This is a genomic window from Microbacterium sp. ZW T5_56, assembly GCF_044987425.1.
Classification (GTDB): Bacteria; Actinomycetota; Actinomycetes; order Actinomycetales; family Microbacteriaceae; genus Microbacterium.
In genome coordinates, this window is sequence record NZ_JBJDRI010000001.1 from 41250 (window position 1) to 62685 (window position 21436).

At 65.9% G+C, this 21436-nt stretch carries 17 protein-coding genes; 11 read left to right on the forward strand and 6 right to left on the reverse strand.

All coding sequences use genetic code 11. From position 1 onward, the window contains the following. Positions 1-81: 81 nt before the first annotated feature. Positions 82-1266, forward strand: a complete 1185-nt coding sequence (locus tag ACI3KU_RS00170; protein WP_404920262.1) for a GDSL-type esterase/lipase family protein — start codon at positions 82-84, stop codon at positions 1264-1266. 63 nt (positions 1267-1329) lie between these two features. Further along, a complete protein-coding gene (locus ACI3KU_RS00175) occupies positions 1330-3378 on the forward strand; it encodes a glycosyl hydrolase family 28 protein (protein ID WP_404920263.1) in 2049 nt (682 codons plus the stop codon). A gap of 214 nt (positions 3379-3592) precedes the next feature. Here the strand turns inward: ACI3KU_RS00175 and ACI3KU_RS00180 are convergent, their stop codons facing one another. From ACI3KU_RS00180 to ACI3KU_RS00195, 4 genes are all read right to left on the reverse strand, one after another. Beyond that, positions 3593-4339 (reverse strand): ThuA domain-containing protein, encoded by a 747-nt coding sequence (locus ACI3KU_RS00180; RefSeq protein WP_404920264.1) that lies wholly within the window; start codon positions 4337-4339, stop codon positions 3593-3595. After that, the gene (locus ACI3KU_RS00185) at positions 4336-5406 is read right to left on the reverse strand and encodes a Gfo/Idh/MocA family protein (RefSeq protein ID WP_404920265.1); all 1071 of its coding nucleotides are present in this window, start codon (positions 5404-5406) and stop codon (positions 4336-4338) included. Before ACI3KU_RS00185 ends, ACI3KU_RS00180 begins: the two co-directional genes overlap by 4 nt. A gap of 338 nt (positions 5407-5744) precedes the next feature. After that, positions 5745-7007 carry an MFS transporter gene (locus tag ACI3KU_RS00190; protein ID WP_404920266.1) on the reverse strand — a complete coding sequence of 421 codons (1263 nt, stop codon included), beginning with the start codon at positions 7005-7007 and terminating at the stop codon, positions 5745-5747. Between the two features lie 651 nt (positions 7008-7658). Beyond that, on the reverse strand, positions 7659-8867 hold the full coding sequence (locus ACI3KU_RS00195) for an ROK family protein (RefSeq protein ID WP_404920267.1): 1209 nt from the start codon (positions 8865-8867) through the stop codon (positions 7659-7661). A 143-nt stretch (positions 8868-9010) separates the two neighbouring features. Between ACI3KU_RS00195 and ACI3KU_RS00200 the strand changes: the two genes are divergently transcribed. The 4 genes from ACI3KU_RS00200 (at position 9011) to ACI3KU_RS00215 (ending at position 13827) form a co-directional block, all read left to right on the forward strand. Then, the gene (locus ACI3KU_RS00200) at positions 9011-10285 is read left to right on the forward strand and encodes an ABC transporter substrate-binding protein (RefSeq protein WP_404920268.1); all 1275 of its coding nucleotides are present in this window, start codon (positions 9011-9013) and stop codon (positions 10283-10285) included. Next, positions 10282-11193, forward strand: coding sequence for a carbohydrate ABC transporter permease (locus tag ACI3KU_RS00205; RefSeq protein ID WP_404920269.1), 912 nt, complete (start codon positions 10282-10284; stop codon positions 11191-11193). Before ACI3KU_RS00200 ends, ACI3KU_RS00205 begins: the two co-directional genes overlap by 4 nt. An 80-nt stretch (positions 11194-11273) precedes the next feature. After that, positions 11274-12095, forward strand: coding sequence for a carbohydrate ABC transporter permease (locus ACI3KU_RS00210; protein WP_404920486.1), 822 nt, complete (start codon positions 11274-11276; stop codon positions 12093-12095). Positions 12096-12180: 85 nt separating this feature from the next. Next, positions 12181-13827, forward strand: a complete 1647-nt coding sequence (locus ACI3KU_RS00215; RefSeq protein ID WP_404920270.1) for a glycoside hydrolase family 13 protein — start codon at positions 12181-12183, stop codon at positions 13825-13827. A 212-nt stretch (positions 13828-14039) separates the two neighbouring features. Here ACI3KU_RS00215 and ACI3KU_RS00220 read toward each other — a convergent pair whose 3' ends face one another. Both ACI3KU_RS00220 and ACI3KU_RS00225 read right to left on the reverse strand, forming a co-directional pair. After that, positions 14040-15233 carry a hypothetical protein gene (locus ACI3KU_RS00220; protein WP_404920271.1) on the reverse strand — a complete coding sequence of 398 codons (1194 nt, stop codon included), beginning with the start codon at positions 15231-15233 and terminating at the stop codon, positions 14040-14042. A 20-nt stretch (positions 15234-15253) separates the two neighbouring features. Beyond that, entirely contained in the window at positions 15254-16282 is a 1029-nt protein-coding gene (locus tag ACI3KU_RS00225) for a Gfo/Idh/MocA family protein (protein ID WP_404920272.1), read from the reverse strand. A gap of 106 nt (positions 16283-16388) precedes the next feature. On the opposite strand from ACI3KU_RS00225, the gene ACI3KU_RS00230 reads away from it, so the two are divergent. Genes ACI3KU_RS00230 through ACI3KU_RS00250 form a run of 5 tightly spaced genes read left to right on the forward strand, consistent with a single transcriptional unit; the run spans position 16389 to position 21432 of the window. After that, positions 16389-17423 carry a LacI family DNA-binding transcriptional regulator gene (locus ACI3KU_RS00230; RefSeq protein WP_404920273.1) on the forward strand — a complete coding sequence of 345 codons (1035 nt, stop codon included), beginning with the start codon at positions 16389-16391 and terminating at the stop codon, positions 17421-17423. Further along, positions 17420-18688 carry an extracellular solute-binding protein gene (locus ACI3KU_RS00235; RefSeq protein ID WP_404920274.1) on the forward strand — a complete coding sequence of 423 codons (1269 nt, stop codon included), beginning with the start codon at positions 17420-17422 and terminating at the stop codon, positions 18686-18688. Before ACI3KU_RS00230 ends, ACI3KU_RS00235 begins: the two co-directional genes overlap by 4 nt. Before the next feature lie 4 nt (positions 18689-18692). After that, positions 18693-19589, forward strand: a complete 897-nt coding sequence (locus ACI3KU_RS00240; protein WP_404920275.1) for a carbohydrate ABC transporter permease — start codon at positions 18693-18695, stop codon at positions 19587-19589. Then, entirely contained in the window at positions 19589-20431 is an 843-nt protein-coding gene (locus ACI3KU_RS00245; RefSeq protein WP_404920276.1) for a carbohydrate ABC transporter permease, read from the forward strand. Before ACI3KU_RS00240 ends, ACI3KU_RS00245 begins: the two co-directional genes overlap by 1 nt. 14 nt (positions 20432-20445) lie before the next feature. Then, a complete protein-coding gene (locus tag ACI3KU_RS00250) occupies positions 20446-21432 on the forward strand; it encodes a glycoside hydrolase family 130 protein (RefSeq protein ID WP_404920277.1) in 987 nt (328 codons plus the stop codon). Positions 21433-21436 lie beyond the last annotated feature (4 nt).

Consider the following 21436-nt stretch of genomic DNA (forward strand, 5'->3'; position numbering starts at 1 on the left):
ACCGGCGACCAGGAATCACATTTGGGTAATCGGTTGTCCATTCTGTCAGAATCCAGGTATCCACACGAGAGGAGGCTCCCGATGACGAGCAACGGGTTCACCATGGCGCGAGAGACCATCCGCCAGGCACTGCACGGAGCTGCGGAGATCGAGGAGTCCGCGCGTGGCCTGCGTCCTCGACGGCTCGGCCGGGCAGCGCGCCTGCGCATGGCCGATCACGGCGCTCTGCGCGCTGCCGACGACACCGCGGGTGTCCGTCTGATGCTGCTCACCGCCGCACAATCGCTGACGCTCGAGGCAGACATCAGCCGCAGTGCCGATGGGAATGCCGCGCCCGCCTTCCCCGCGGTGATCATCGCTCGCGTCGACGGCGACGAGGTCGATCGCGTCGCGGTCTCCACCGGTCCCGTGCGACGCCTGCGCGACGGCGTGATGCAGGAGGAAGCCGGCGATACCCTCACTCACGAGTTCCGCCTCGGAGGCGACGGGACTCGCGTTCGCGAGGTCGCCCTGCACCTGCCCCATACGGCAGCCACCCTGATCCGTAGCATTCGACTCTCGTCGCCGGCGCAAGCAGCTCCCGGGGGGTCATCCCTGCGCTGGTTGCATCACGGAAGCTCGATCAGCCACGGTCATGAGGCGAACGACCCGCTTTCTTCGTGGCCCGCGTCCGCAGCGCGAGACCTCGGCGTGGAACTCGTCGATCTCTCACTGGCCGGCAACGCGATGCTGGACCCCTTCGTCGCAGACACGATCGCCACCACCGCCGTCAACCTCGTCACGCTCAAGATCGGAATCAACCCCGTCGGCACGGCCGCCTTGCGACCACGCACGCTCATTCCCGCCTGGCACGGGTTTCTCGATCGAATCCGATCCGCACATCCCGGTGTGCCGATCCTGCTCATCAGTGCGATATCGTGCCCGATTCACGAGAGCGTTCCTGGCCCCACGAGGCTTCGCGCCGGCGGCGGTCACGAAGGCACACCTCAGCCCGATTCCCCCGACGCACTCACGCTGGAGATGACACGCGCTGCCATCGAACAGGTGGCGGAGGCCCGACACGACCCGCTTCTCGGAGTGCTCGATGGGCGCCGTCTCCTCGGCCCCGACGACGCGCACCACCTGCATGACGACGTGCACCCCGATCACGACGGCCACGCGCTGATGGCGAGGCGTTTTGTGCACCTCGTCACGGGCGGTGACCTGACGGCTTCCTCCGCGCTCCGAGCAGCGCAACGCTTGACGCTGCAGAAATCGCGAGGGTAATATCGCGATTCTATGAGCAACCGCTTGCTCATAGCAATCTTCCTCACGAAAGGCAGTGCAGCCATGTCGTCCTCCCCTCCCCGACAATCCCTTCGTCTGCGCGCCGCTGCGGCGTTCATCACCGCAGCGATCGCGTGGTCCGCGTTCTCCGTCGCCTCTCCTGCAGCCGCGATCGGCACCGTCAGCGCACCAGCGATCCCCAGCGGCGTCGCCACCAGCTCCGATTTCACCGTGACCGCCGCGGGCCAAGCCGTCGGGCTGTTCGACGCCGGACAGAACGGCTGGGGCAAGCACGTGAGCTTCGGGCGGTTCGACATGACCGGCGGGCCCGTCACGGTGAGCGTCACCGTGGGCTTCGCGTTCACGACTGCGAAACTGGTTCCCGCGTCTCTCGGACTCGTACCCGCACGATCGGGGCAGACGCTGACCTTCACGCTGGACCAACCACGAGACGTCACCCTCGTTCTCGACGATGACTACCAGGGCCGCACCCTTCACCTGTTCGCTCAGGCTCCCGAGGTGAACCCGCCGTCGCCGACAGACCCGAACGTGATCTACTACGGCCCCGGCCTGCACGTCCAGACGGGCGCTCCCGTGTTCGTGCCGTCGGGCAAGACCCTGTATCTCGCTCCCGGCGCGGTCCTGCGGGCCCGGATCCGGATCGAGAACGCCACCGGGGCGACCGTCCGCGGACACGGCGTTCTGCTCAGCGACTACAGCGCCACCACGGGTGGCTATGACGACGTCGCAATCGCTGTGTCCCGCTCGCAGAACGTCGCGATCTCGGGCATCACCACCAATCGCAGCGTCGTGGGATGGACCGGATTCATCAGCGAATCCTCCGACGTGCGGGTAAGCGATTATCACGTGGTCAGTCCGACTTATGCGAGCACGGACGGCTTCGACATCAACAACAGCAACCACGTCACGTTCCAGGACGTCTTCATCCGCGCCTGCGACGACGCCGTGTCGATCAAGGGCTACGCACCACAGGGCGGATACGACCGCCTCGCGAACCCCGCCACCGCCACCCCGAACCACGACATCTCCTATGTCGATTCGCAGCTGTGGTCTGACGCGAACAACGCCATCGTGGTCGGCGAGGAGACGATCGCGGCACGATACGAGCACATCACGTTCCGAAACATCGACGTGCTGCAGAGCTTCGACGACCGTGATCACCCTGACCAGCTCACCGACCGGGCGGCGCTCACGGTGCTGATGTTCAACGCCACGTCGATGTCGGACATCGTCTTCGACGACATCCGGGTGGAGCATGCCAAGCGACTGATCAACGTCGATATCCGCAACAGTCTGTGGTTCGACTCTCTGCTCGGCAACCTGGGCTGGCCGGGATCGATCTCCGGTGTGACGTTCTCCAACATCACGTCCACTTCTCCCGGATCCAACGAGATCCGCATGATCGGCTGGGACGCAGCTCGGCGGATCGACGGGGTACAGCTGAAGAACGTGAAGATCAACGGCACACCGGTGGCCTCGGCCAGCGATCCGCACCTGCGGATCAACTCGCTGGTGACCAACCTGTCATTCGTGACGGCGACCGGAACCGTCACCGTCAACGGCCCCATCGGAATCGCCCCAGCGGAGGACTGGACCGCCGCGCGCTACGACGCCGCCCATGACTACACCCCCCAGCAGGGGAACCAGGGATGGAACTATCGGGTGTGGAAGGCCGGTGTCGGTACGCAGCAGATGACCTGGAGCACCAGCGAAGGACGCTGGCGTGGGATGGGATCGTGGGATGCGCTGTGGACATCGGGAAGTCAGACACTGATGCATCCGGATGGTGACCAGATCCTTATGGAATGGACAGCACCCCGCGCGGGCACGGTGTCCATCACCGGGCAGGTCCGAAAGTGGGACACGTCCGGCGGGGACGGCATCACCGCGAGCATCTGGAAGAACGGCACCACCACGCTCTGGCCTGTCGGAGGTGGCTGGCAGACGATTGCCGCATCGGACGGCGTCGGCGTGGCGACGAACACCGCAGTCACGGTCGCGGCCGGCGACGTGATCTCCTTCCGGGTAGACGGGCGCGCGACCACGAACAACGACACGACCGCCTGGACGCCCCGGATCACCTACCAGTAAGACGACCTCTCGGCTGGTGATCCGAGTCGCAGCGACCGGCGCAGCGAGTGTGGGGCTCTCGGCAGTGACGTTGTTCGTGGTCGCGTGCGCCGTGGTTCCACTCGCCCTGGGGTGAGGGCGCGAAATGAGGAGAATGTCGCCAACGGAGGTCCGGAACACGTGTTCCCGTCCTCCGTTGGCGACATTCTCCTCGTCTCGGGACAGCTTCAGTGACTCAGACGTACCAGTCGCGCGCCGCGTTGGCGACACTCGGCTCCGCACGATGCAGCGCGGGCTGCGCGGCCCAGCCGACGCCGTTCGCGAGCACCTGGTGGATCTGCGACTGGTGGTAGACCGGGTACTCCTGGTCGCCGGGGCTGAAGTAGAAGATCCGACCCTTGCCGCGCGTGAAGGTCACGCCCGAGCGGAACACCTCGCCACCCGTGAACGAGCTGATGAAGATCAGGTCATCCGGGTCGGGGATGTCGAACAGCTCGCCGTACATCTCCTGCTCGGGGATGATCAGCGGGCTCTCAACGCCCGCGGCGATGGGATGCGAGGGCTTCACCGTCCACACCAGTTCGCGCTCGGCCTCGTTGCGCCACTTCAGCGAGCAGGTGGTACCCAGCAGGCGGATGAAGATCTTCGAGAAGTGGCCGGAGTGCAGCACGATCAGTCCCATGCCGCCCAGCACGTGGCGCTGCACGCGCGCGACGATCTCGTCGCTGACCTCGTCGTGGGCGATGTGTCCCCACCACAGCAGCACGTCGGTGCGCGCCAGGGTCTCCTCGGAGAGGCCGTGCTCCGGGTCCACCAGCGTGGCCGTCGAGATGTCGGCGTTCGGATAGTGCGCCCGCAGGCCCGCGGCGATGGCGCCGTGCATGCCCTCGGGGTACATCTCCGCCATGGTGACCGGCTCGTTGCGTGCCTCGTGCACACCCTCGTTCCAGACCAGGATGTTGAGCTTCTCCGTGCGTGTCACAGTTGCACCTCCCGACCCTCGCGCGCCGACGCGTAGCAGGCGTCGATGACTCGCGTGCGCTTCAGCGCGAGCGAGCCGTCGTGACGTGCCCACTCCGCCTCACCGGCACGGACCGCGGCGACGAAGTCGATCACGACACCGAGGTGCATGCCGCTCTCGCCGACCTCGGGCGAGTAGTCGGCGTTCTCGGCACCGTTGTCGCGGAAGATGCGCAGCTCACTGGGGTCGCCCGCCACGCGCAGCTCGGCGCCGCCGTCGGTGCCGTACACGAGGAAGTTCATCTCGTCGTCCGGGTTTCGATAGCTGGCCCAGCCTGCCTCGATGAGGAGCGTGGCGCCGCCTTCGAGACGCAGGAACGCCGTGGCGAAGTCCTCCACGCCGAACGCGTGGTCGGTCGCGGCGGCGCTGTACTGCGCGTTGCCGCCGAGGCCGCGCGGGCCGAGCTCCGAGTAGGTGTTCGCAGAGACCGCCAGCACCTCCGGCTCACCCAGCAGGTCCAGCGCGTAATCGAGGACGTGGACGCCGATGTCGGCGAGCGGACCGCCACCCGCGAGGGTGGGGTTCGTGAACCAGCTGCCCAGCATCGGGATGCCCTGACGACGCAGCCACGCGGCCTTTGCGAAGTACGGACGGCCCACCTCGCCGCGGTCGATGGCGCCCTTGAGCGCCTGGATGTCGCCGCGACGGCGGTGGTTGAACGCCACGTCGAGCACGCGACCGGCAGCGCGGGCGGCGTCGACCATCTGCTGGCCTTCCTCTCCATTGCGAGCGATCGGCTTCTCGCTCAGCACATGGATCCCCCGCTCCAGCGCGGCGATCGCGATGGGCGCGTGCAGGAAGTTCGGGACCGCGACGCTGACGGCGTCCAGCCCCTCGAGTTCGAGCAGGTCTTCCCAGCGCGCGAACGTGTTCGCCACCGCGTACTTCTCCGCCGCGGCGGTAAGCAGATCCTGCTCCATCGCCGCCACCGCGACGATCTCGACGCCGTCGATGGTGCTGTACGCATCCAAGTGCTGCTGGCCCGCCCAGCCCAGGCCGATCACGCCGACCTTCAGATCCGTGGTCACAATGTTCCTTCTCTTCGACGGCGCTGTCCCAGTAGATTCGGATTGCAAATCAACGCCGATTGCGTCTACTCAACCACTCCGCGCCGGTCGCCGTCAACCCCGCATCGAATCGATACGATCACCACCCGCCACCCCCACGGCGCGCGGTGGCCCACCTTCAACGCGCGAACGTCGATCCGCGCGGCAACCCGTTGTGTTCCGGCTGGAGGAACCTCACACGCAGACGACCGGGCAGAACATCTCGGCTGACATAGAAGCGCTGAGGAGGTCAAGTCCTCGCCAGCGTGACCTCGCCTTTGGTATCAGCGAGTTGTACCAAGTACTTCCTCTCGCCTTCGTCATTCATCTTCGTCTTTCTCCTGTCGGGTGCTCGCTGAAGTCCACCTGCGGAACGGTGAGAGGGCCAGAAGCAGACTCGACGCGAGGGCGAACACAATGACACTGATCAAGCCCACTTCATATCCCCACTGACTGACCACTAATCCGCCTGCGATGCTCGCAAACGGCATGATTCCGAGAGCAAACGTGCGGTTGCAAGCGATCACCCTTCCGAGCATCGCTCGGGGGGCGACGCGTGCAGGGACGGATGCTCCTGCCACTCCGGCAATAACAGCAACGAACCCCCCACCAGCGCACGCGATGACGATCGCCCAGATACCGTCCGCGCCCAGAGAGGGCGCCGCGAAGTAGCCCAGACAGGGAACAGCAGCCGCCGCGCTAGCGGCGATCTTGGTTGTCGCTTCGCCCCGCCGCGCGATGAGGCGCGGCGCAACGAGCGCTCCGACGAGGCCGCCCACGCCTTGGACTGTGGTAACGAGGGCAATCAATGCCGCACTCAATCCAACTACGTTGGCGAGGTACACAACATTGAATGCGTTCATGAACATCGCCCCTGTTGACGCCGCCATGCCAGACAGCAGGAGTGCACGAAGGACCGGGTTTCCGAGGGAGTATCTCAGTCCCTCCAAAGCCTCCGAGAAGAACGTACGCCGACTCCGACGCGATGCCTGTTTGTGCTTTAATTTCCCGTTCGGTTTGGCAAACAACGCCGCTGATCCCAGATACGCCACTGCAGCCACTGCAGCCACAGCAGGCGCGACCACGACGCCAAGCATCACTGCTGCAACACCCGGCGACGCGACTTCCCCCGTAGTCGATGCAGCTTTCAACCTGCCAAACGCCAGCGGAATCTGCCGATCTTCCACAAGCGAAGGCACGCGAGCAGAATTCGCAGTCGTGAAGAAGACTTCCGCGATGCCGACGCACACGCACACGATGCCCAGCGCAACGATGGAGAGCCTGCCGCTGATCCCAAGGACGGCTACGAGAAGTAGCAAGAGCGCTCTGGCCAGATCAGCGAAGATCATCATGCGCCGCGTGCTGAACCGATCAGCGAAGACGCCAATTGGTATGCCGAGCAGCGTCATACCAATCATGCTCAGCGCATTGAGAACTCCGACGGCGTCGGCACCCACACTCAGCGTCGTAACGGCAAGGATCGGAACGATCGACCGAAAGGTCGCGGTACCTACCGAGCTGCAGAAGGTTCCAGCGGTATATCGCCCCATCTCGTCGGGGAGGCCCTCCCGACCCCTCACCACCGCTCAGTCCTCCTGAGAAGGGACGGGTAGGACTCGCCCTCTCGCCCAGGAGATCGAGGTGCTCCTCGATCTCCGCTGGGGATGTCGCTCACCGTGCAGATGACGCAGCGCGCCCTGCCATGTCCCCGGGTTACTCGTCTGGGGGTCGAGATCCGCTTCCCAAGCTTCCGTCATCCGAGCTGGCATTACACGGAGCTGCAACTCGCGCCGCGCGAAAGGTACGCAGCGCAGTCGAGGCTACCGAGCTTCAGACTCAGCAAACAAACCACAGCAGCACGATCACGGCTCTCTTCCGCGAGGTAGTCCATCGCGAAGGTCTGGTGGCCGGATACACGCTGTGTGTCGTCAAGCCTCACGAGCAACTCAGGCCATGTAGCAACCGCATCCAACCCAGTCATTAAGGCACCTCCCGGTCATTCCAGTGAACCACGCGTTACCACCTGACGACAGGTCATTTCGGTGCCCAATAGGCCCGTCCTCCGCGGCTCTTCGGGCCGGCATAGACACCGCCGGCGAGCGGACTGGTTGTAGCAGCACAGCCGAGGTGGAGAGATCCGTGGGGATCGCGTCCGGTCGATGGCGTCAGTTACGGAACCCGGTGTTGGCTTCCATCCGGTGACGCTGCCGGAGTGGCAACGCGGGCGTGCGCGTTCAGCCGACGGGCGTGCGCTCGACCCAGACGTCTAGCACGCGGTCCCGCGCGGCCGTCGAGGCGGCAGCGAGCGCACCGAGCACCACGACATCGCCGCCGAGCGGTGAGATCACCAGCTCGGGCGCGGGCAAGTGCATGTCCTTCGGCAGATGCTGCCGCGCAGACTCCACGACGGGCGCGATACCGGCGGAGATTGCACCGGACACCACGAAGTGCGCCGGGTCGAACATCCCCGCCATCACGCTGACGATCCGCGAGAGGAGCACGCCGGCTCGCTCGATGAGCGCAACCGCATCGGGATCTCCGGCGGCCGCGAGATCGAGGATCGCGCGGCCGGTGAGCTCGTCCACCGCGAGCCGTGCGAGCGGGGCATCCGCCGCATACTCGTCATGCGCGCGCGCATTGATGGCCCAGCGCGTGAGTCTCGTTCCGATACCGTCCGAGCCGCCGACGCCCACCACATTGGCGAAGGCGACCATCTCGCCCACACCACCGTGCGCGCCCCGCAGGAGGCGCCCGTCCACCACGACGCCTGCACCGAGGCGTTCGCCGGCAAGCAGCGCGATGTAGTTTTCGCTGCCGACCGCTCCGCCCACCGATCCCTCCGCGACAGCGGCAAGCGACGCATCGTTGTCGATTCGCACGATCGGAGCCCAGCTCATCGCATCGACGAAGCTGGGATTGGTGCGCGCCCAGTAGTTCTGCGGATGCCGAGGCGAGCGTCCGTCGCTGCCGACCGGTGCCGGAACGCCGATGCACAGCGACAGCACGTCGTCTCGGGATCGGTGCGCCTCCTCGAGCGCGGTCTCGATCGCATTCACGACGAGTCGCGAGCGCACATCAGCTGCGTCCGCGTCAGAGTCCACCTCGATCGACAGTGTCGAGAGGGGCTGCGAGCGCAGGTCAGCGACGCGCACGGTGATGTGCCGCTCGCCCGCATCCACTCCCACCAGCACCGCTGCGTCTCTCGCCAGGCTGAAGCGGCGGGCGGGCCGGCCCTTGCTGTACTCCCCCGCCTCACGCGCATTGGGCAGTTCCACCAGCAGGCCGAGTTCCACCAGTTCGTCCAGTGCCTCGATGGTGGTGGATCGGGTGAGACCAGTGGCGGCCATCGCGTCAGACGCGGTGAACTCGCCCGAATCCCAGGCGAATGTCAGGACGGAGTCGAGGCGCGCCGGGCGCGAGGGTGCAATGGCAAGGGGGTTCACGGGTCTTGACCTCTCCGGGATCGTTCTGTCATGATGCCTTCCAGATATTGATTTCGCTAGTAAATCTAATATCCGAAGGTTCTGCCCCGACGGGCGCAAGGAAGCGGACGGAGACGACGGTGACAGGAAGCAGAAGACGCGCGATGCGCGCGATCGCTGCGGGGGTGAGTATCGGGGTGAGCGCAGCGCTGCTCGCCGGGTGCTCGAGCGATGGGACGGAGACGATCCGTTTCACATTCAGCAAGCGCGAGGCGATCGAGTTCATGACCCAGGTGGTCAATGACTACAACGCCTCGCAGGACAAGGTGGAGGTCGTCATCGACACCTCCGGTGTGGACGTGGTCTCGGCGAGCTTCGTGCGAGGCAACCCGCCGGATCTCATGCTGGCCAACTACAACATGGAGATCGCGCGGTTCATCGATCGCTGCACGCTCAGCGACCTGAGTGAGACGACCGCCGCATCGCAGATGACCGACACGTACCAGTCCCTGCTGGACCAGTACGGCGTCTGCGCCGGCCGCCAGAGTGCGCTGCCCTACTCCGTGATGGCAGCCTCCGTGATCTACAACAAGGACATCTTCGACGCCAACGGCATCGACGTCCCCACCACGTGGGACGAGCTGATCGCCGCGTGCGACAAGCTCAAGGCCGCGGGCATCGACCCGTTCTACGCCACACTCGCCTCCGCCGATGCCTGGACGGTGGGTCAGGGCTGGTTCGACTACGCGGTGGGCGGATCGCTCAACGTGGTCGACTTCTACAACGACCTCGCCACCGAGGGTGCGGACGTGGGTCCGGACTCGGCGGTGTCCTTCTCGAAGGACTTCGCGGAGCCGATGGACAAGATGCAGCAGCTGCTGGGCACCTACATCAACGCCGATGCCCGCAGCCGCGGCTACAACGACGGCAACACCGCCATGGCCGAGGGCAAGGCGGCCATGTACCTGCAGGGACCGTGGGCGTTCAGCGAGATCGCGAAGACCGCGCCGAACGGCAACTTCGGCACTTTCCCGCTGCCGATGACCGACGATCCCGACGACCTCGCCGTGCGCGTCAACCTCGACCTCGCCGCGATGATCCCTGAGGGATCGAACCACAAGGATGCGGCTCGGGACTTCCTGGAGTACCTGTTCCAGCCCGAGATCATCGAGGCCTACAACGAGTCACAACTCGGCTTCACGCCGACCAAGACCGCAGCCCCGCCGTCAGACCCGCGTATCGAGGGAATGACCTCCTACGTGGATGAGGGCAAGGTCTACCAGGGCGCGTCGGTCCTCGTTCCCAAGACCATCCCGGTCATGAACTACGCGCAGACCATCGCGCTCGGCGGCAGCATCACCAACACACTGAGCACGCTCGATGCCGACTGGGCTCGACTGGCGTTCCGTGCACCCGCGAAGAAGGAGACGGAGCAATGACAACGACGTCCACCATCGTCACGGCGGGAAAGACCAAGCTGCCACGCTCCACGCGCCGCGTCGAGCCGATCTATTACCTGTTCCTGCTGCCCAGCATCATCCTGTTCACCCTCGCCATCACGGTCCCGGGCGTCATGGGCATCTTTTTCAGCTTCACCGACTCCATCGGCATCGGCGACTGGAGCTTCAACGGACTCACCAACTACATCGCGGCGTTCGGTGACCCGGCCATCGTGCAGAGCTACCTCTTCACCTTCGGCTTCTCCATCGCCACCGTGATCGTCGTCAACGTGATCGCGTTCCTGCTGGCGGTGGGACTCACCTCGCGCATCCACTTCAAGACCGGCCTGCGCACCGTCTTCGTGATCCCGATGGTGATCTCGGGCATCATCATCTCCTACGTCTTCAAGTTTCTGTTCTCGAACTCCCTGCCGGCGTTCGGCGAGGCGACGGGGATCGACTGGCTGCAGACGAGCATCCTCTCCAGCCCCGACTTCGCCTGGGTCGCGATCGTGATCGTCACCGCCTGGCAGGCGATTCCCGGAACGCTGCTCATCTACATCGCGGGTCTGCTCTCGGTACCCGGTGACGTGTACGAGGCCGCCGACATCGACGGCGCCAGCAAGTTCCAGCAGCTCACCCGCATCACGCTTCCGCTGGTGGCGGGCTACGTGGTGATCAACTTCATCCTCGGATTCAAGGGCTTCCTCAACGCCTACGACATCATCAAGGGCCTCACCGACGGCGGACCGGGAACGTCCACGCGCAGCGTTGCGATGACGATCATCACCGGCTTCAACGGCGGCGATTACGCCTACCAGATGGCCAACGCGACGATCTTCTTCGTCGTGGCCATCCTCATCTCCCTCCTCCAGCTGTCGCTGACGCGCGGAAGGAACGCACTCTGATGGCCATTCAATCCGCACCCGCACCGAGCACCAGCACGATCGTCTTGGGCGGCAAGCCCGGCAAGTCGCCCCGCGTGGCGATGGAACGCGTCAACTGGTCGGGGACGATCATCCTCATCCTGTGCGCGGTCACCGTGCTGCTGCCGCTGTACGTCACCGTCTCGATGGCATTCAAGACCAGCGCGCAGGCGGTGGACGGCAACGCGTTCTCACTGCCCGCACCGTTCTCCATCGACGGCTTCGTGGAAGCCTGGAACCTCACCAAGTTCCCGGTGGGAGCGGCGGTGTCGATGTTCGTCACCGCCGGCACCGTGGTGCTGACGATCCTGCTGTCGGCGTTCGCGTCGTACGCGATCGTCCGCAACTGGGACAAGCGTCTGTTCCGCTGGTCGTTCTTCTACCTGCTGGCGGCGATGTTCATCCCGTTCCCGGTGGTTGCGCTGCCGCAGATCCAGCTCACGGGTCTGGTGCATCTGGACAACCCGGTGGGCGTGCTGATCCTCGCGACGATGTTCCAGCTGAGCTTCAGTGTGCTGCTGTTCACCGCGTTCCTCCGTTCGATTCCGATGGAGCTGGAGGAGGCGGCGCGCATCGACGGCGCGTCCACGTGGCAGACGTTCTGGCGGCTGATCTTTCCGCTGCTGGCGCCGATGAGCGCGACGGTGGGCATCTTCGCCTTCCTCTACGCGTGGAACGACTTCATGATGCCGTCGCTGATCATCTCCGACCCGGCGTTGCAGACCCTGCCCGTGCGGCAGAACCTGTTCCAGAACCAGTTCAGCAACAACTACAACGTGTCCTTCGCGTCGTACCTGATGGCGATGGCTCCGGCCATCGTGGCGTACCTCTTCACCCAGCGATGGGTCATGGAGGGCGTGACGCAGGGAGCCGTGAAGGGTTGATCCTCACGCGGGTGGTCCGATTCCGATCGGATCACCCGCGTCCCTGTCCGCGCTCGCTCCCCGGAGCACAACCGAGAAAGCAGTCATGTCCGACACCACACCCACCACCGCCCCCTGGTGGCGTCAGGCCGCCGTCTACCAGATCTACCCCCGCAGCTTCGCGGATGCCAACGGCGACGGCATCGGCGACATCCCCGGCGTCGTCTCGCGCGCCGACTACCTCCAGGCGCTCGGAATCGACGCGGTGTGGCTGAGCCCGTTCTATCCGTCGGAGCTCGCCGACGGCGGATACGACGTGGCGGATTACCGCAACGTCGATCCGCGGCTCGGGACCCTCGACGACTTCGACGAAATGGTGTCGGGTCTGCACGAGCGCCACATCAGAGTGGTCGTGGACATCGTTCCCAATCACACATCCGACCAGCACGAGTGGTTCCAGGAGGCGCTCGCCGCCGGTCGCGGATCCGCGGCCCGCGAGCGCTACATCTTCCGCGAGGGTCAGGGCGAGAACGGCGAGCTGCCGCCCGCGGACTGGCAGTCCGTGTTCGGTGGATCGGCCTGGGAGCGCGTCGCGGACGGTCAGTGGTATTTCCACCGCTTCGCCGTGGAACAGCCCGACCTCAACTGGGACAACCCGGAGGTGCGCGCCGACTTCCTGAAGACGCTGCGGTTCTGGTCGGATCGCGGGGTCGACGGCTTCCGCATCGATGTGGCGCACATGCTCACCAAGGACCTCAGTGAGCCGCTGCCGTCACAAGCGGAGTTGGACGCGATGCCACAGGACGGCAACCACCCGCTGATCGACCGCGACGACGTGCACGAGGTGTACGCCGAGTGGCGCGCGGTGTTCAACTCCTACGACCCTCCGCGCACGGCCGTGGCCGAGGCGTGGGTCAGCACCCCCGAACGTCGCGCGAAATACGCGCACCCCGACAGCCTGGGCCAGTCGTTCAACTTCGATCTGCTGGTGGCCGACTTCGATGCGCCCTCGTTCCGCAGCATCATCACCGACAATCTGGCGCAGGCGGCGGCGACCGGATCGTCCACCACGTGGGTGCTGTCCAACCACGACGTCACGCGCCACGCCACGCGCTACGGCCTGGAGCCGCTGAACGGTCGCCCCGTCAAGCAGGGCACGGAGTGGGTCGAGGCCGGTGGCCCTGCCGACTGGCTGGATCGCGAGGGGGGCCTCCGTCGTGCGCGGGCCGCCACGATGCTCATGCTCGCCCTGCCCGGCAGCGCCTACCTGTATCAGGGGGAGGAGCTCGGGCTTCACGAGGTGGCCGAGATCACGCCCGATCAGCGCCAGGACCCGGGCTTCTTCCGTGGTTCCGAGTACGACCGGCTCGGCCGCGACGGCTGTCGTGTTCCGCTCCCGTGGACCACGGAGGGCTCCTCCTTCGGATTCGGCACGAACGGCGCGCACCTGCCGCAGCCGTCGTGGTTCGCCGACTACGCCGTCGCGGTGGAGGACGCAGATCCCGACTCCACGCTGAGCCTGTACCGGAAGGCGCTGGAGCTTCGGCACCGGCTGCAGACGGACGAGCAGCTGGAGTGGATCGAGACGGGTCGCGATGATGTGCTGCGCTTCCGTCGCCCGAACGGGTGGGAGGTCATCACGGTCTTCGGCGGTGAGCCCTTCCCGCTCGCGGGCGAGAACGTCGTGCTGACGACGGCGCCGCTCCTGAACGGCGCGGTTCCCGCCGACACGACGGTGTGGATCACAGCCTGACCCACGTGAGGTCACAAGCCGGTCCTGCGCGCTCGCGCGGGACCGGCTTCCTGCAGGCACGGCGGCGAACGGTCTCAGAAGATGCCGCTCACCGACCCCACGAACCCCGAACCTGAGACCACTCATCGAGCTGGTCTCACCAGGTGCACTACAGGAGCCCGAACTCCGCCAAACCTGAGACCAACGGCCAAGCTGGTCTCAAAAGATGTGCCTCAGCGCTCGGCCGCCCACTGCGGGTTCACCGCGATCGCGTGGACGTGGATGTCCCGCTTCGGGAAGTCGATGCCACGCAACTCCAATTCGATTCGCCGCTCGCCCGAGGCCGCATCGGCACCGAAGATCGTCATGCGATCCAGCCGGTCGTACGATGCGCCCCGCCGCGGATTGATGAACCTCTCGTCCGTCGCGACGCCATACACACGTCCCCCGGCTGCGGCGAGAACGCCCTCGCCTGTCCCCGAGATGATCTCGACGTCGACGTCATCGAGGAATCCACCGAGATCCACCGTTTCGGTCGCGGTGACGGAGTCGCCGAGCTCCGGGCCGACAGGCACAGACCACAGTGCAGTCCACGCAGCCCAGTACAGTCGCCCTTCCCAGACGAACGGCGTCCCGGACATCCAGGCGAGCACGGACCTCGGATAGCGGATCTCCACCTCGCGATGCTCACCGGTGGTGCGGTCCCAGATCTGAAGCGTCTGAGTCTCGTGGTCTTCCGCGTCGACGAACTCGCCCAGGCCATAGACGCGATCCCCCGCGCAGGTGACGCTGCCGACACCGGTGAACGGAGAGGTGCCGCTCAGATCCTCGGTCTCACCTGTCACGGTGCGGACACCATGATCGCCAGACACCAGCACGGCCTCGCCGTCACAGCTCGTCAGGCCCGCACTGGTGTAGCCGACGTTACGCTCGGTGAGCTTGCCGTCCTCGACATCGACGAACGCGAGCTGCGCACCCTCTGCGGATCCGGTCAGCACCGCGAACCCATCGCCCGTGGCGACACGAGCGCGCTCCGACGACGATTCGCTGGCGATGTCGAGTGGAAAGGATCGGAGATCATCGGCGTCGAGGACGTACTCGTCGAATGGCCCACCCGTGCTCAGCCCGTTCTCGGTCCACACCAGGCGTGAATCCTCGAATCCGCGCTCGTCCAGCTGCACGGACCGCGTCTCACCGGCATCGTTGACCAGCACCAGGTACGACCGATCATCGGCATCGAGGCGAAGCGCCACGACAGCGTCCTCGAGGCCGAAGTCCTCAGAGATCAGCGGCGTCTTCAGCGTCTGAATGCCGGCCGGGATTCCGAAGAACACCGCCCACACACCGACACCCACCAGCGCGACGATGCCCCAGGCACCCAGTGCGCTGACACCCCGCTTGGTGGTGGCCTTCTGTCCCTGACCCATGAGTCGATCCTGTCACGCGGCTACGACAGAGGCGGGGTCACCGTCAGCTGCTTGCGGATCCCCTCCACCGTACGCAGCACCGTCGTCACCTCGTCCAGCGGGTGCAGCGGCGACTCGACAAGACCCTCGCCGACATACACCGCGAGCGCCGTGGCCTGATAGCCGAGCGCGTCGTAGCGCTGCGAGAAGCGGTCATCGATCCACTCCTCCGTCAGCTCCCCGCGCGTGACCCGCAACCCCGACGGCGCGAAGAACGCCGGCAGCACGTCGACGCGACCAAGCGAGCCGACCACCATCGCCGATGCGGGCGTGCGGGCCAACAACGACGTCGATACGACCGCATCCGCGGCGCCTCCGGCTGAGGTGAGCAGCGCGGTGGCGCGCAGATCCACCCCATCGGCAGTGACGAGTCCGGTGGCCTGCACCCGCTCGGGGGCACCGAGGATCGAGGAGGCGAAGGAGATCGGATACACGCCGATGTCCAGAAGCGCTCCGCCACCCTGTGCAGCGTCCCAGAGCCGACTGGTCGGATCGTAGGTGGCGGCGGATCCGAAGTCCGCGACGATCTGCGTGACCTCGCCGAGCTCACCGTCTCCGATGAGCTGACGGAGTACATCGCTCTGCGGCAGGTAGCGCGTCCACATCGCCTCCATCGCCAGTACCCCCGCGGCGCGTGAGGCCGCGGCGATCTCGGCCGACTCCGCGGCGGTCATCGCGAACGGCTTCTCCACCAGCACATGCTTGCCCGCCGCAATCGCGCGGAGTGCGAGGTCTCGGTGGGAGGCGTGCGGGGTGGCGATGTACACCACATCGATGTCAGCGAGGTCGAACAGCGCCTCCGGCGGCGTCAGCACCCGCTCGATCCCGTGCGCGGCGGCGAAGACTCCGGTGCGGTCGGCGTCGCGCGCGGCGACGACCGTCACCCGCTGGCCGGTGTGCCCGTGCAGGGCATCGACGAAGTAGCCGGCGATCCATCCGGTCCCGATCACCCCCCACCGCAACGCGGGTACAGCAGACGGATCGATGAGGCGCGCAGAGGGAAGGGTCACGTGCTCCACGATCCCACGGGCCGTCTCGGACTAACCCGTTGACTTCCCGAATCAAACCGGTTTACACTCATCAAACCGGTTCACGCCGGTTCCACGAGGAGGTGGTATGAGCCGTACGACGATCGCCGATGTAGCGCGCGAGGCCGGAGTCGCCAAGGCGACGGTGTCCCATGCGCTGAGCGGCAACCGGCCCATTTCGGAGGAGACGCGGGCCAAGGTCCTCGCCGCCGCTGAGAAGCTCGGCTGGGTACCCAGCCAGAGCGCACGGGCGCTCGCCAACCGACGGGCCAACGCCGTCGCCGTGGTCCTCGCCCGCGACCCCGATGTCATCGCGAACGACTCCTTCTTCCCGGCCTTCATCGCCGGAGTGGAGTCGGTGCTGTCAGAGACGGAGACGGCGCTGATCCTGCAGGTGGTTCCTGACCGTGAGGCCGAGGAGCGGGCCTACCGTTCACTGTCGCACGGACGCGCCGACGGCGCTCTCCTGCTGGACCTCCGCGACGACGACTGGCGCGTGCCGTTCCTCGACGACCTCGAGCTTCCCACGGTCCTCGTGGGTGCCTACGACGGGCCGCACCCCTTCTCCTGCGTGCGCACGGATGACGCCACACCCATCCGCGACATCATCGCCCAGCTGCGCGAGGCCGGTCACGAGCGCATCGCGCACGTCTCCGGACCGCTCACCTACGTCCACTCTCGCGCGCGAGCCGAGGCGTACCTGGATGAGGTGGGCGGCGATGATCGCCTTCTCCGCGAGGGCGACTTCACAGCCGCGAGTGGTCGTGCGCTGACCGCGGACCTGCTGGCGATCCCCGACCGCCCCACGGCCATCGTGTACTCCAACGACACGATGGCCATCGCCGGGCTCTCCTATGCGCGCGCACAGGGCCTCGTGATTCCGGCCGACCTGGCGATCTCGGGCTTCGACGACGACCACCTCTCCGCCCACCTCACCCCGGCGCTCACCAGCGTCTCCTCGGACCCCGCGGCCCGAGGCCGCGCGGCCGCACGGCTTCTGCGCGCCGACATCCTCGGCGCAGAGCCCCGCACGGAAGTCGTCGACTGCAACATCGTGCACTTCCGCGAAAGCACCAGCAGCATCCAGAACACCGCACCCATCGTGTCGAGGAGGACACCATGAAAAAGATCGCAGCAGCAACAGTCATCGGCATCGTCGCCCTCACCGCCACCGGATGCTCCGGCGGCGGCGGCGGGACCGCTTCGGGATCCGCCGACAAGACGGGACCCATCAAGGTCTGGCTCTCCAACAACGAGCAGGAGCTCGCGTGGGGCAAGGCTGTCGTGGAGGCCTGGAACGCGGCCCACCCTGACGAGAAGGTCACGGCACAGGAGATCCCGGCAGGATCCTCCTCGGAAGAGGCGATTACTGCCGCGATCACCGCGGGAACCGCGCCGTGCCTCGTCTACAACATCGCCCCAGCCGCCGTCTCCGGGTGGGTCAAGCAGGGCGGTCTCGTCGATCTGAGCAAGATCGCAGACGGCACCGACTACATCACCTCCCGCGGGGGCACGGTCGACGCCTACGCCACCGACGGCGAGTATTACCAACTGCCGTGGAAGTCCAACCCCGTCATGGTCATGTACAACAAGACGCTGTTCCAGGCGGCCGGCATCGATCCGGAGAACCCGGGGATGGACTCGTACGACACCTTCCTCGCCGGCGCGAAGGCCCTCGTCGGCTCGGGGGTCAAGAGCGCGATCTGGCCCGCCCCCACCAGCGAGTTCTACCAGCCCTGGTTCGATTTCTACCCGCTCTATCTGGCTCAGACCGACGGCACGATGCTCGTCGAGGATGGCAAGGCGACGTTCGATTCAGATGCCGGCCGCGAGGTGGCCGAGTTCTGGAAGACGATCTACGACGAGAAGCTGGCTCCGAACGAAGCGTCTACCGACGACGCGATGTCGGCAGGCACGACGGCGATGCAGCTCGCCGGCCCGTGGGCGATCCCGTCGTATGCCGACACGGTCGATGTCGGGTTCATGCCCGTGCCGACCAGCGACGGCCGCGCGAACCCGACCACGTTCGCCGACTCGAAGAGCGTGTCGATGTTCTCGGCGTGCCAGAACCAGGGCACCGCGTGGGAGTTCCTGAAGTTCTCCACGAGCGTCGACAGCGACGGCCAGCTCCTGGAGCTCACGGGTCAGATGCCGATGCGCACCGACCTCGCCACCACCTACGCGGACTACTTCACGAAGAACCCGAATTACGTCGCGTTCGCCAAGCAGGTCGAGAACGTGGCCGACGTGCCCAGCATCGCGAACTCGGTCGAAGCCTGGCAGGCGTTCCGTGATGACTACTCGTCCGCGGTGATCTTCGGCAAGACGACGATCGACGAGTTCCTCAGCAGCGCCGCGTCGGAAATCGACAAGCTCGTCGCCGAGTGACGCCATGACCGAGACCCGACGGCTGCGCACCCGTCTGCTGGGTGCGCAGCCCATCGGCGGCCTGTTCACGCTGCCGTACTTCGTCTTCGTGCTCGCGATCTTCGCGTATCCCCTCGGGTTCGCGATCTACATCGCCTTCCACGACTACTTCTTCACCGCACCGGGCATCGAGGTGGATCGCCCGTTCGTGGGATTCGACAACTTCGTCACCGTGCTCACGGACTCGCGCGTGCTCGATTCCTTCCGCAACACACTGGTGTTCCTGGTGATCAACGTCCCGCTGACCGCCGTGCTCGCCCTCGTGCTGGCCGCCGCCCTGAACACCGGCATCCGGTGGGTCTCCGCCTATCGCGTGGCGTTCTACGTCCCTTACCTCACCGCGAGCGTCTCGCTCGTGGGCGTGTGGATGCTGCTGTTCTCGGGCGGCGGTCTCATCAACACGATCCTCGGACCGCTCGCCCCGGATCCGTCCTGGCTGGTCAACGGCGGCCTCGCGATGCCGATGATCGCGCTCTACGTGACCTGGAAGCAGCTCGGCTTCTACATTCTGCTGTACCTCGCGGCGCTGCAGAACGTGCCGAAGGAACTGTACGAATCGGCTGAGACGGACGGGGCCGGTGTGCTCTCGCGGTTCTGGAACGTAACAGTGCCGGGTGTGCGCAGCGCGACCACCCTGGTGCTGATCCTCTCGATCATCACGGGAGCGAACCTCTTCACCGAGCCCTACCTGCTCACCAACGGCGGCGGCCCGGACGGCGCCTCCACCACACCCGTGCTTCTCATCTATCAGCTGGGCATCCAGCAGCAGAATCCCGACACCGCAGCGGCGATCGGCATGATCCTCGTCGTCCTCGTCGGCCTGCTGTCGCTGGCCGCCAATCGAGCCACCCGGGAGCGATGATGACCCGTCGACGCCGTTCACTGCCGCGCATCCTGAGCACGATCCTGCTCACCATCGCCGCCGTCGGATTCGCTTTTCCGTTCTACTTCATGCTTGTCGGCGCCTTCCAGAAGAACCCGACGAACTCGCCCAGCTCTCTCCTGCCCACCACCGGGTGGACGATCGACAACTTCGTGGCGATCGACTCCCGCATCGACCTGGCCGGATCTCTGCTCAACTCGCTGATCTTCACCGCGGGCGTGCTGCTCGGCACTGTCGTGTTCGGCCTGCTCGCCGGTTACGCGATCGCCCGTTTGGACTTCCGCGGTCGCGGTGTCGTCTGGGTGCTGATGCTGCTCGTGCAGATGGTGCCGTTCCAACTCCTGATGATCCCGCTCTACGTGCAGATCACGCGCAACTACGGCCTCGGCGACTCATATCTGGGCATGATCCTGCCGTTCCTCATCAACACGACGGCGGTTTTCATCTTCACGCAGTTCTTCAAAGCACTGCCCGCGGAGATCTTCGAAGCCGCGCGCATCGACGGTGCCGGGGAGATCCGCCTGCTCACCTCGGTCGCGCTCCCGCTGATCCGCCCGGTGCTGGTGACGGTGGTCCTCGTCACCTTCATCGGTCCGTGGAACGAGTTCCTGTGGCCGTTCCTGATCACGAAGGATGCGACCATGCAGCCCCTCGCGGTGTCTCTCGCGAACTACATCTCCAACGTGGCGCAGTCCACGGCGAACCCCAACGGCGCGATCCTCGCCGGCGCCACCGCGCTGGCGTTCCCCGTGGTGATCCTGTTCGTCGTGTTCCAGCGTTTCTTCACCGCCACCGACCTCGGCGCGGCCGTCAAGGGCTAGCCAGAAAGGCCATCATGTTCACCGGAGCGTCCTTCCCCCTCGGCCCGTTCACGCCGTATGAGGGCAACCCCATCCTGCGTCCGCGCGGCGACAGCTGGGAATCGGCAAACCTCTACAACCCGGCCGCCCTCGTCGACGGAGACGAGGTGATCCTCCTCTACCGCGCGCACGCCGACGACATCGTCTCGCACATCGGCATCGCTCGCTCCCGCGATGGCGTGACCTTCACGCGCGAGGACGCGCCGATCCTCTCACCCACCGAGGACTACGAGCGGTACGGCTGCGAGGATCCCCGCATCGCGCTCATCGAGGGGACGTACTACCTCACCTACACGGGATGGGATCGTCGCAGCGCGCAGCTGTGCCTGGCGACGTCGACCGACCTGCGCACGTGGACCAAGCACGGACCACTGTTCCAGGATTTCGACACGTTCAAGACCACTGATCCGCGTGGCTTCAACTGGTCCAAAGCGGGCGTGATCGTGCCGCAGCGAATGCACGGCACGTGGTGGATGTACTTCGGCGAGGGGGCGATCTACTGGGCGACCAGCGACGACCTCATCCACTGGACACCGGGCACCGCCGACACCGAGCCCATGTACTCCCCCACCCCCGGCACTTGGGACGAGGCGCTCGTCGAGATCGGCACCTCCCCGGTCGTCACCGACAACGGCCTGCTCGTCATGCTCACCAACGGCGCGACCCGAACCGTCCACGACGACGGCAGGGTCGATGTCGACTACCGCTGCGGTCAGATCGCCATCGATCCCGATGAGCCGACCAGGGTCATCGCGCGGATGCAGGAGCCGTGGCTGCGCCCCCAGTCGTTCGAGGACCTGCACGGTCTGGTCTCCAACGTGACCTTCGTCGAGGGTCTCGTGAAGTTCCACGGAAAGTGGTTCGCGTACTACGGGCAGTCCGACACCACGCTCGCCGTCGCCATTCACGATCCCGCTCAGCCGTGGGGTGCGGCCCTGCGGTCTGCGGACGGGGAGAGGTGAGGAC

What these genes read in the sequence shown, in the direction of transcription:
- ACI3KU_RS00170 (WP_404920262.1), top strand. Translation starts at nt 82, where the DNA reads ATGACGAGCAACGGGTTCACCATGGCGCGAGAGACCATCCGCCAGGCA.
- ACI3KU_RS00175 (WP_404920263.1), top strand. Translation starts at nt 1,330, where the DNA reads ATGTCGTCCTCCCCTCCCCGACAATCCCTTCGTCTGCGCGCCGCTGCG.
- ACI3KU_RS00200 (WP_404920268.1), top strand. Translation starts at nt 9,011, where the DNA reads ATGCGCGCGATCGCTGCGGGGGTGAGTATCGGGGTGAGCGCAGCGCTG.
- ACI3KU_RS00205 (WP_404920269.1), top strand. Translation starts at nt 10,282, where the DNA reads ATGACAACGACGTCCACCATCGTCACGGCGGGAAAGACCAAGCTGCCA.
- ACI3KU_RS00210 (WP_404920486.1), top strand. Translation starts at nt 11,274, where the DNA reads ATGGAACGCGTCAACTGGTCGGGGACGATCATCCTCATCCTGTGCGCG.
- ACI3KU_RS00215 (WP_404920270.1), top strand. Translation starts at nt 12,181, where the DNA reads ATGTCCGACACCACACCCACCACCGCCCCCTGGTGGCGTCAGGCCGCC.
- ACI3KU_RS00220 (WP_404920271.1), bottom strand. Translation starts at nt 15,233, where the DNA reads ATGGGTCAGGGACAGAAGGCCACCACCAAGCGGGGTGTCAGCGCACTG.
- ACI3KU_RS00230 (WP_404920273.1), top strand. Translation starts at nt 16,389, where the DNA reads ATGAGCCGTACGACGATCGCCGATGTAGCGCGCGAGGCCGGAGTCGCC.
- ACI3KU_RS00235 (WP_404920274.1), top strand. Translation starts at nt 17,420, where the DNA reads ATGAAAAAGATCGCAGCAGCAACAGTCATCGGCATCGTCGCCCTCACC.
- ACI3KU_RS00240 (WP_404920275.1), top strand. Translation starts at nt 18,693, where the DNA reads ATGACCGAGACCCGACGGCTGCGCACCCGTCTGCTGGGTGCGCAGCCC.
- ACI3KU_RS00245 (WP_404920276.1), top strand. Translation starts at nt 19,589, where the DNA reads ATGACCCGTCGACGCCGTTCACTGCCGCGCATCCTGAGCACGATCCTG.
- ACI3KU_RS00250 (WP_404920277.1), top strand. Translation starts at nt 20,446, where the DNA reads ATGTTCACCGGAGCGTCCTTCCCCCTCGGCCCGTTCACGCCGTATGAG.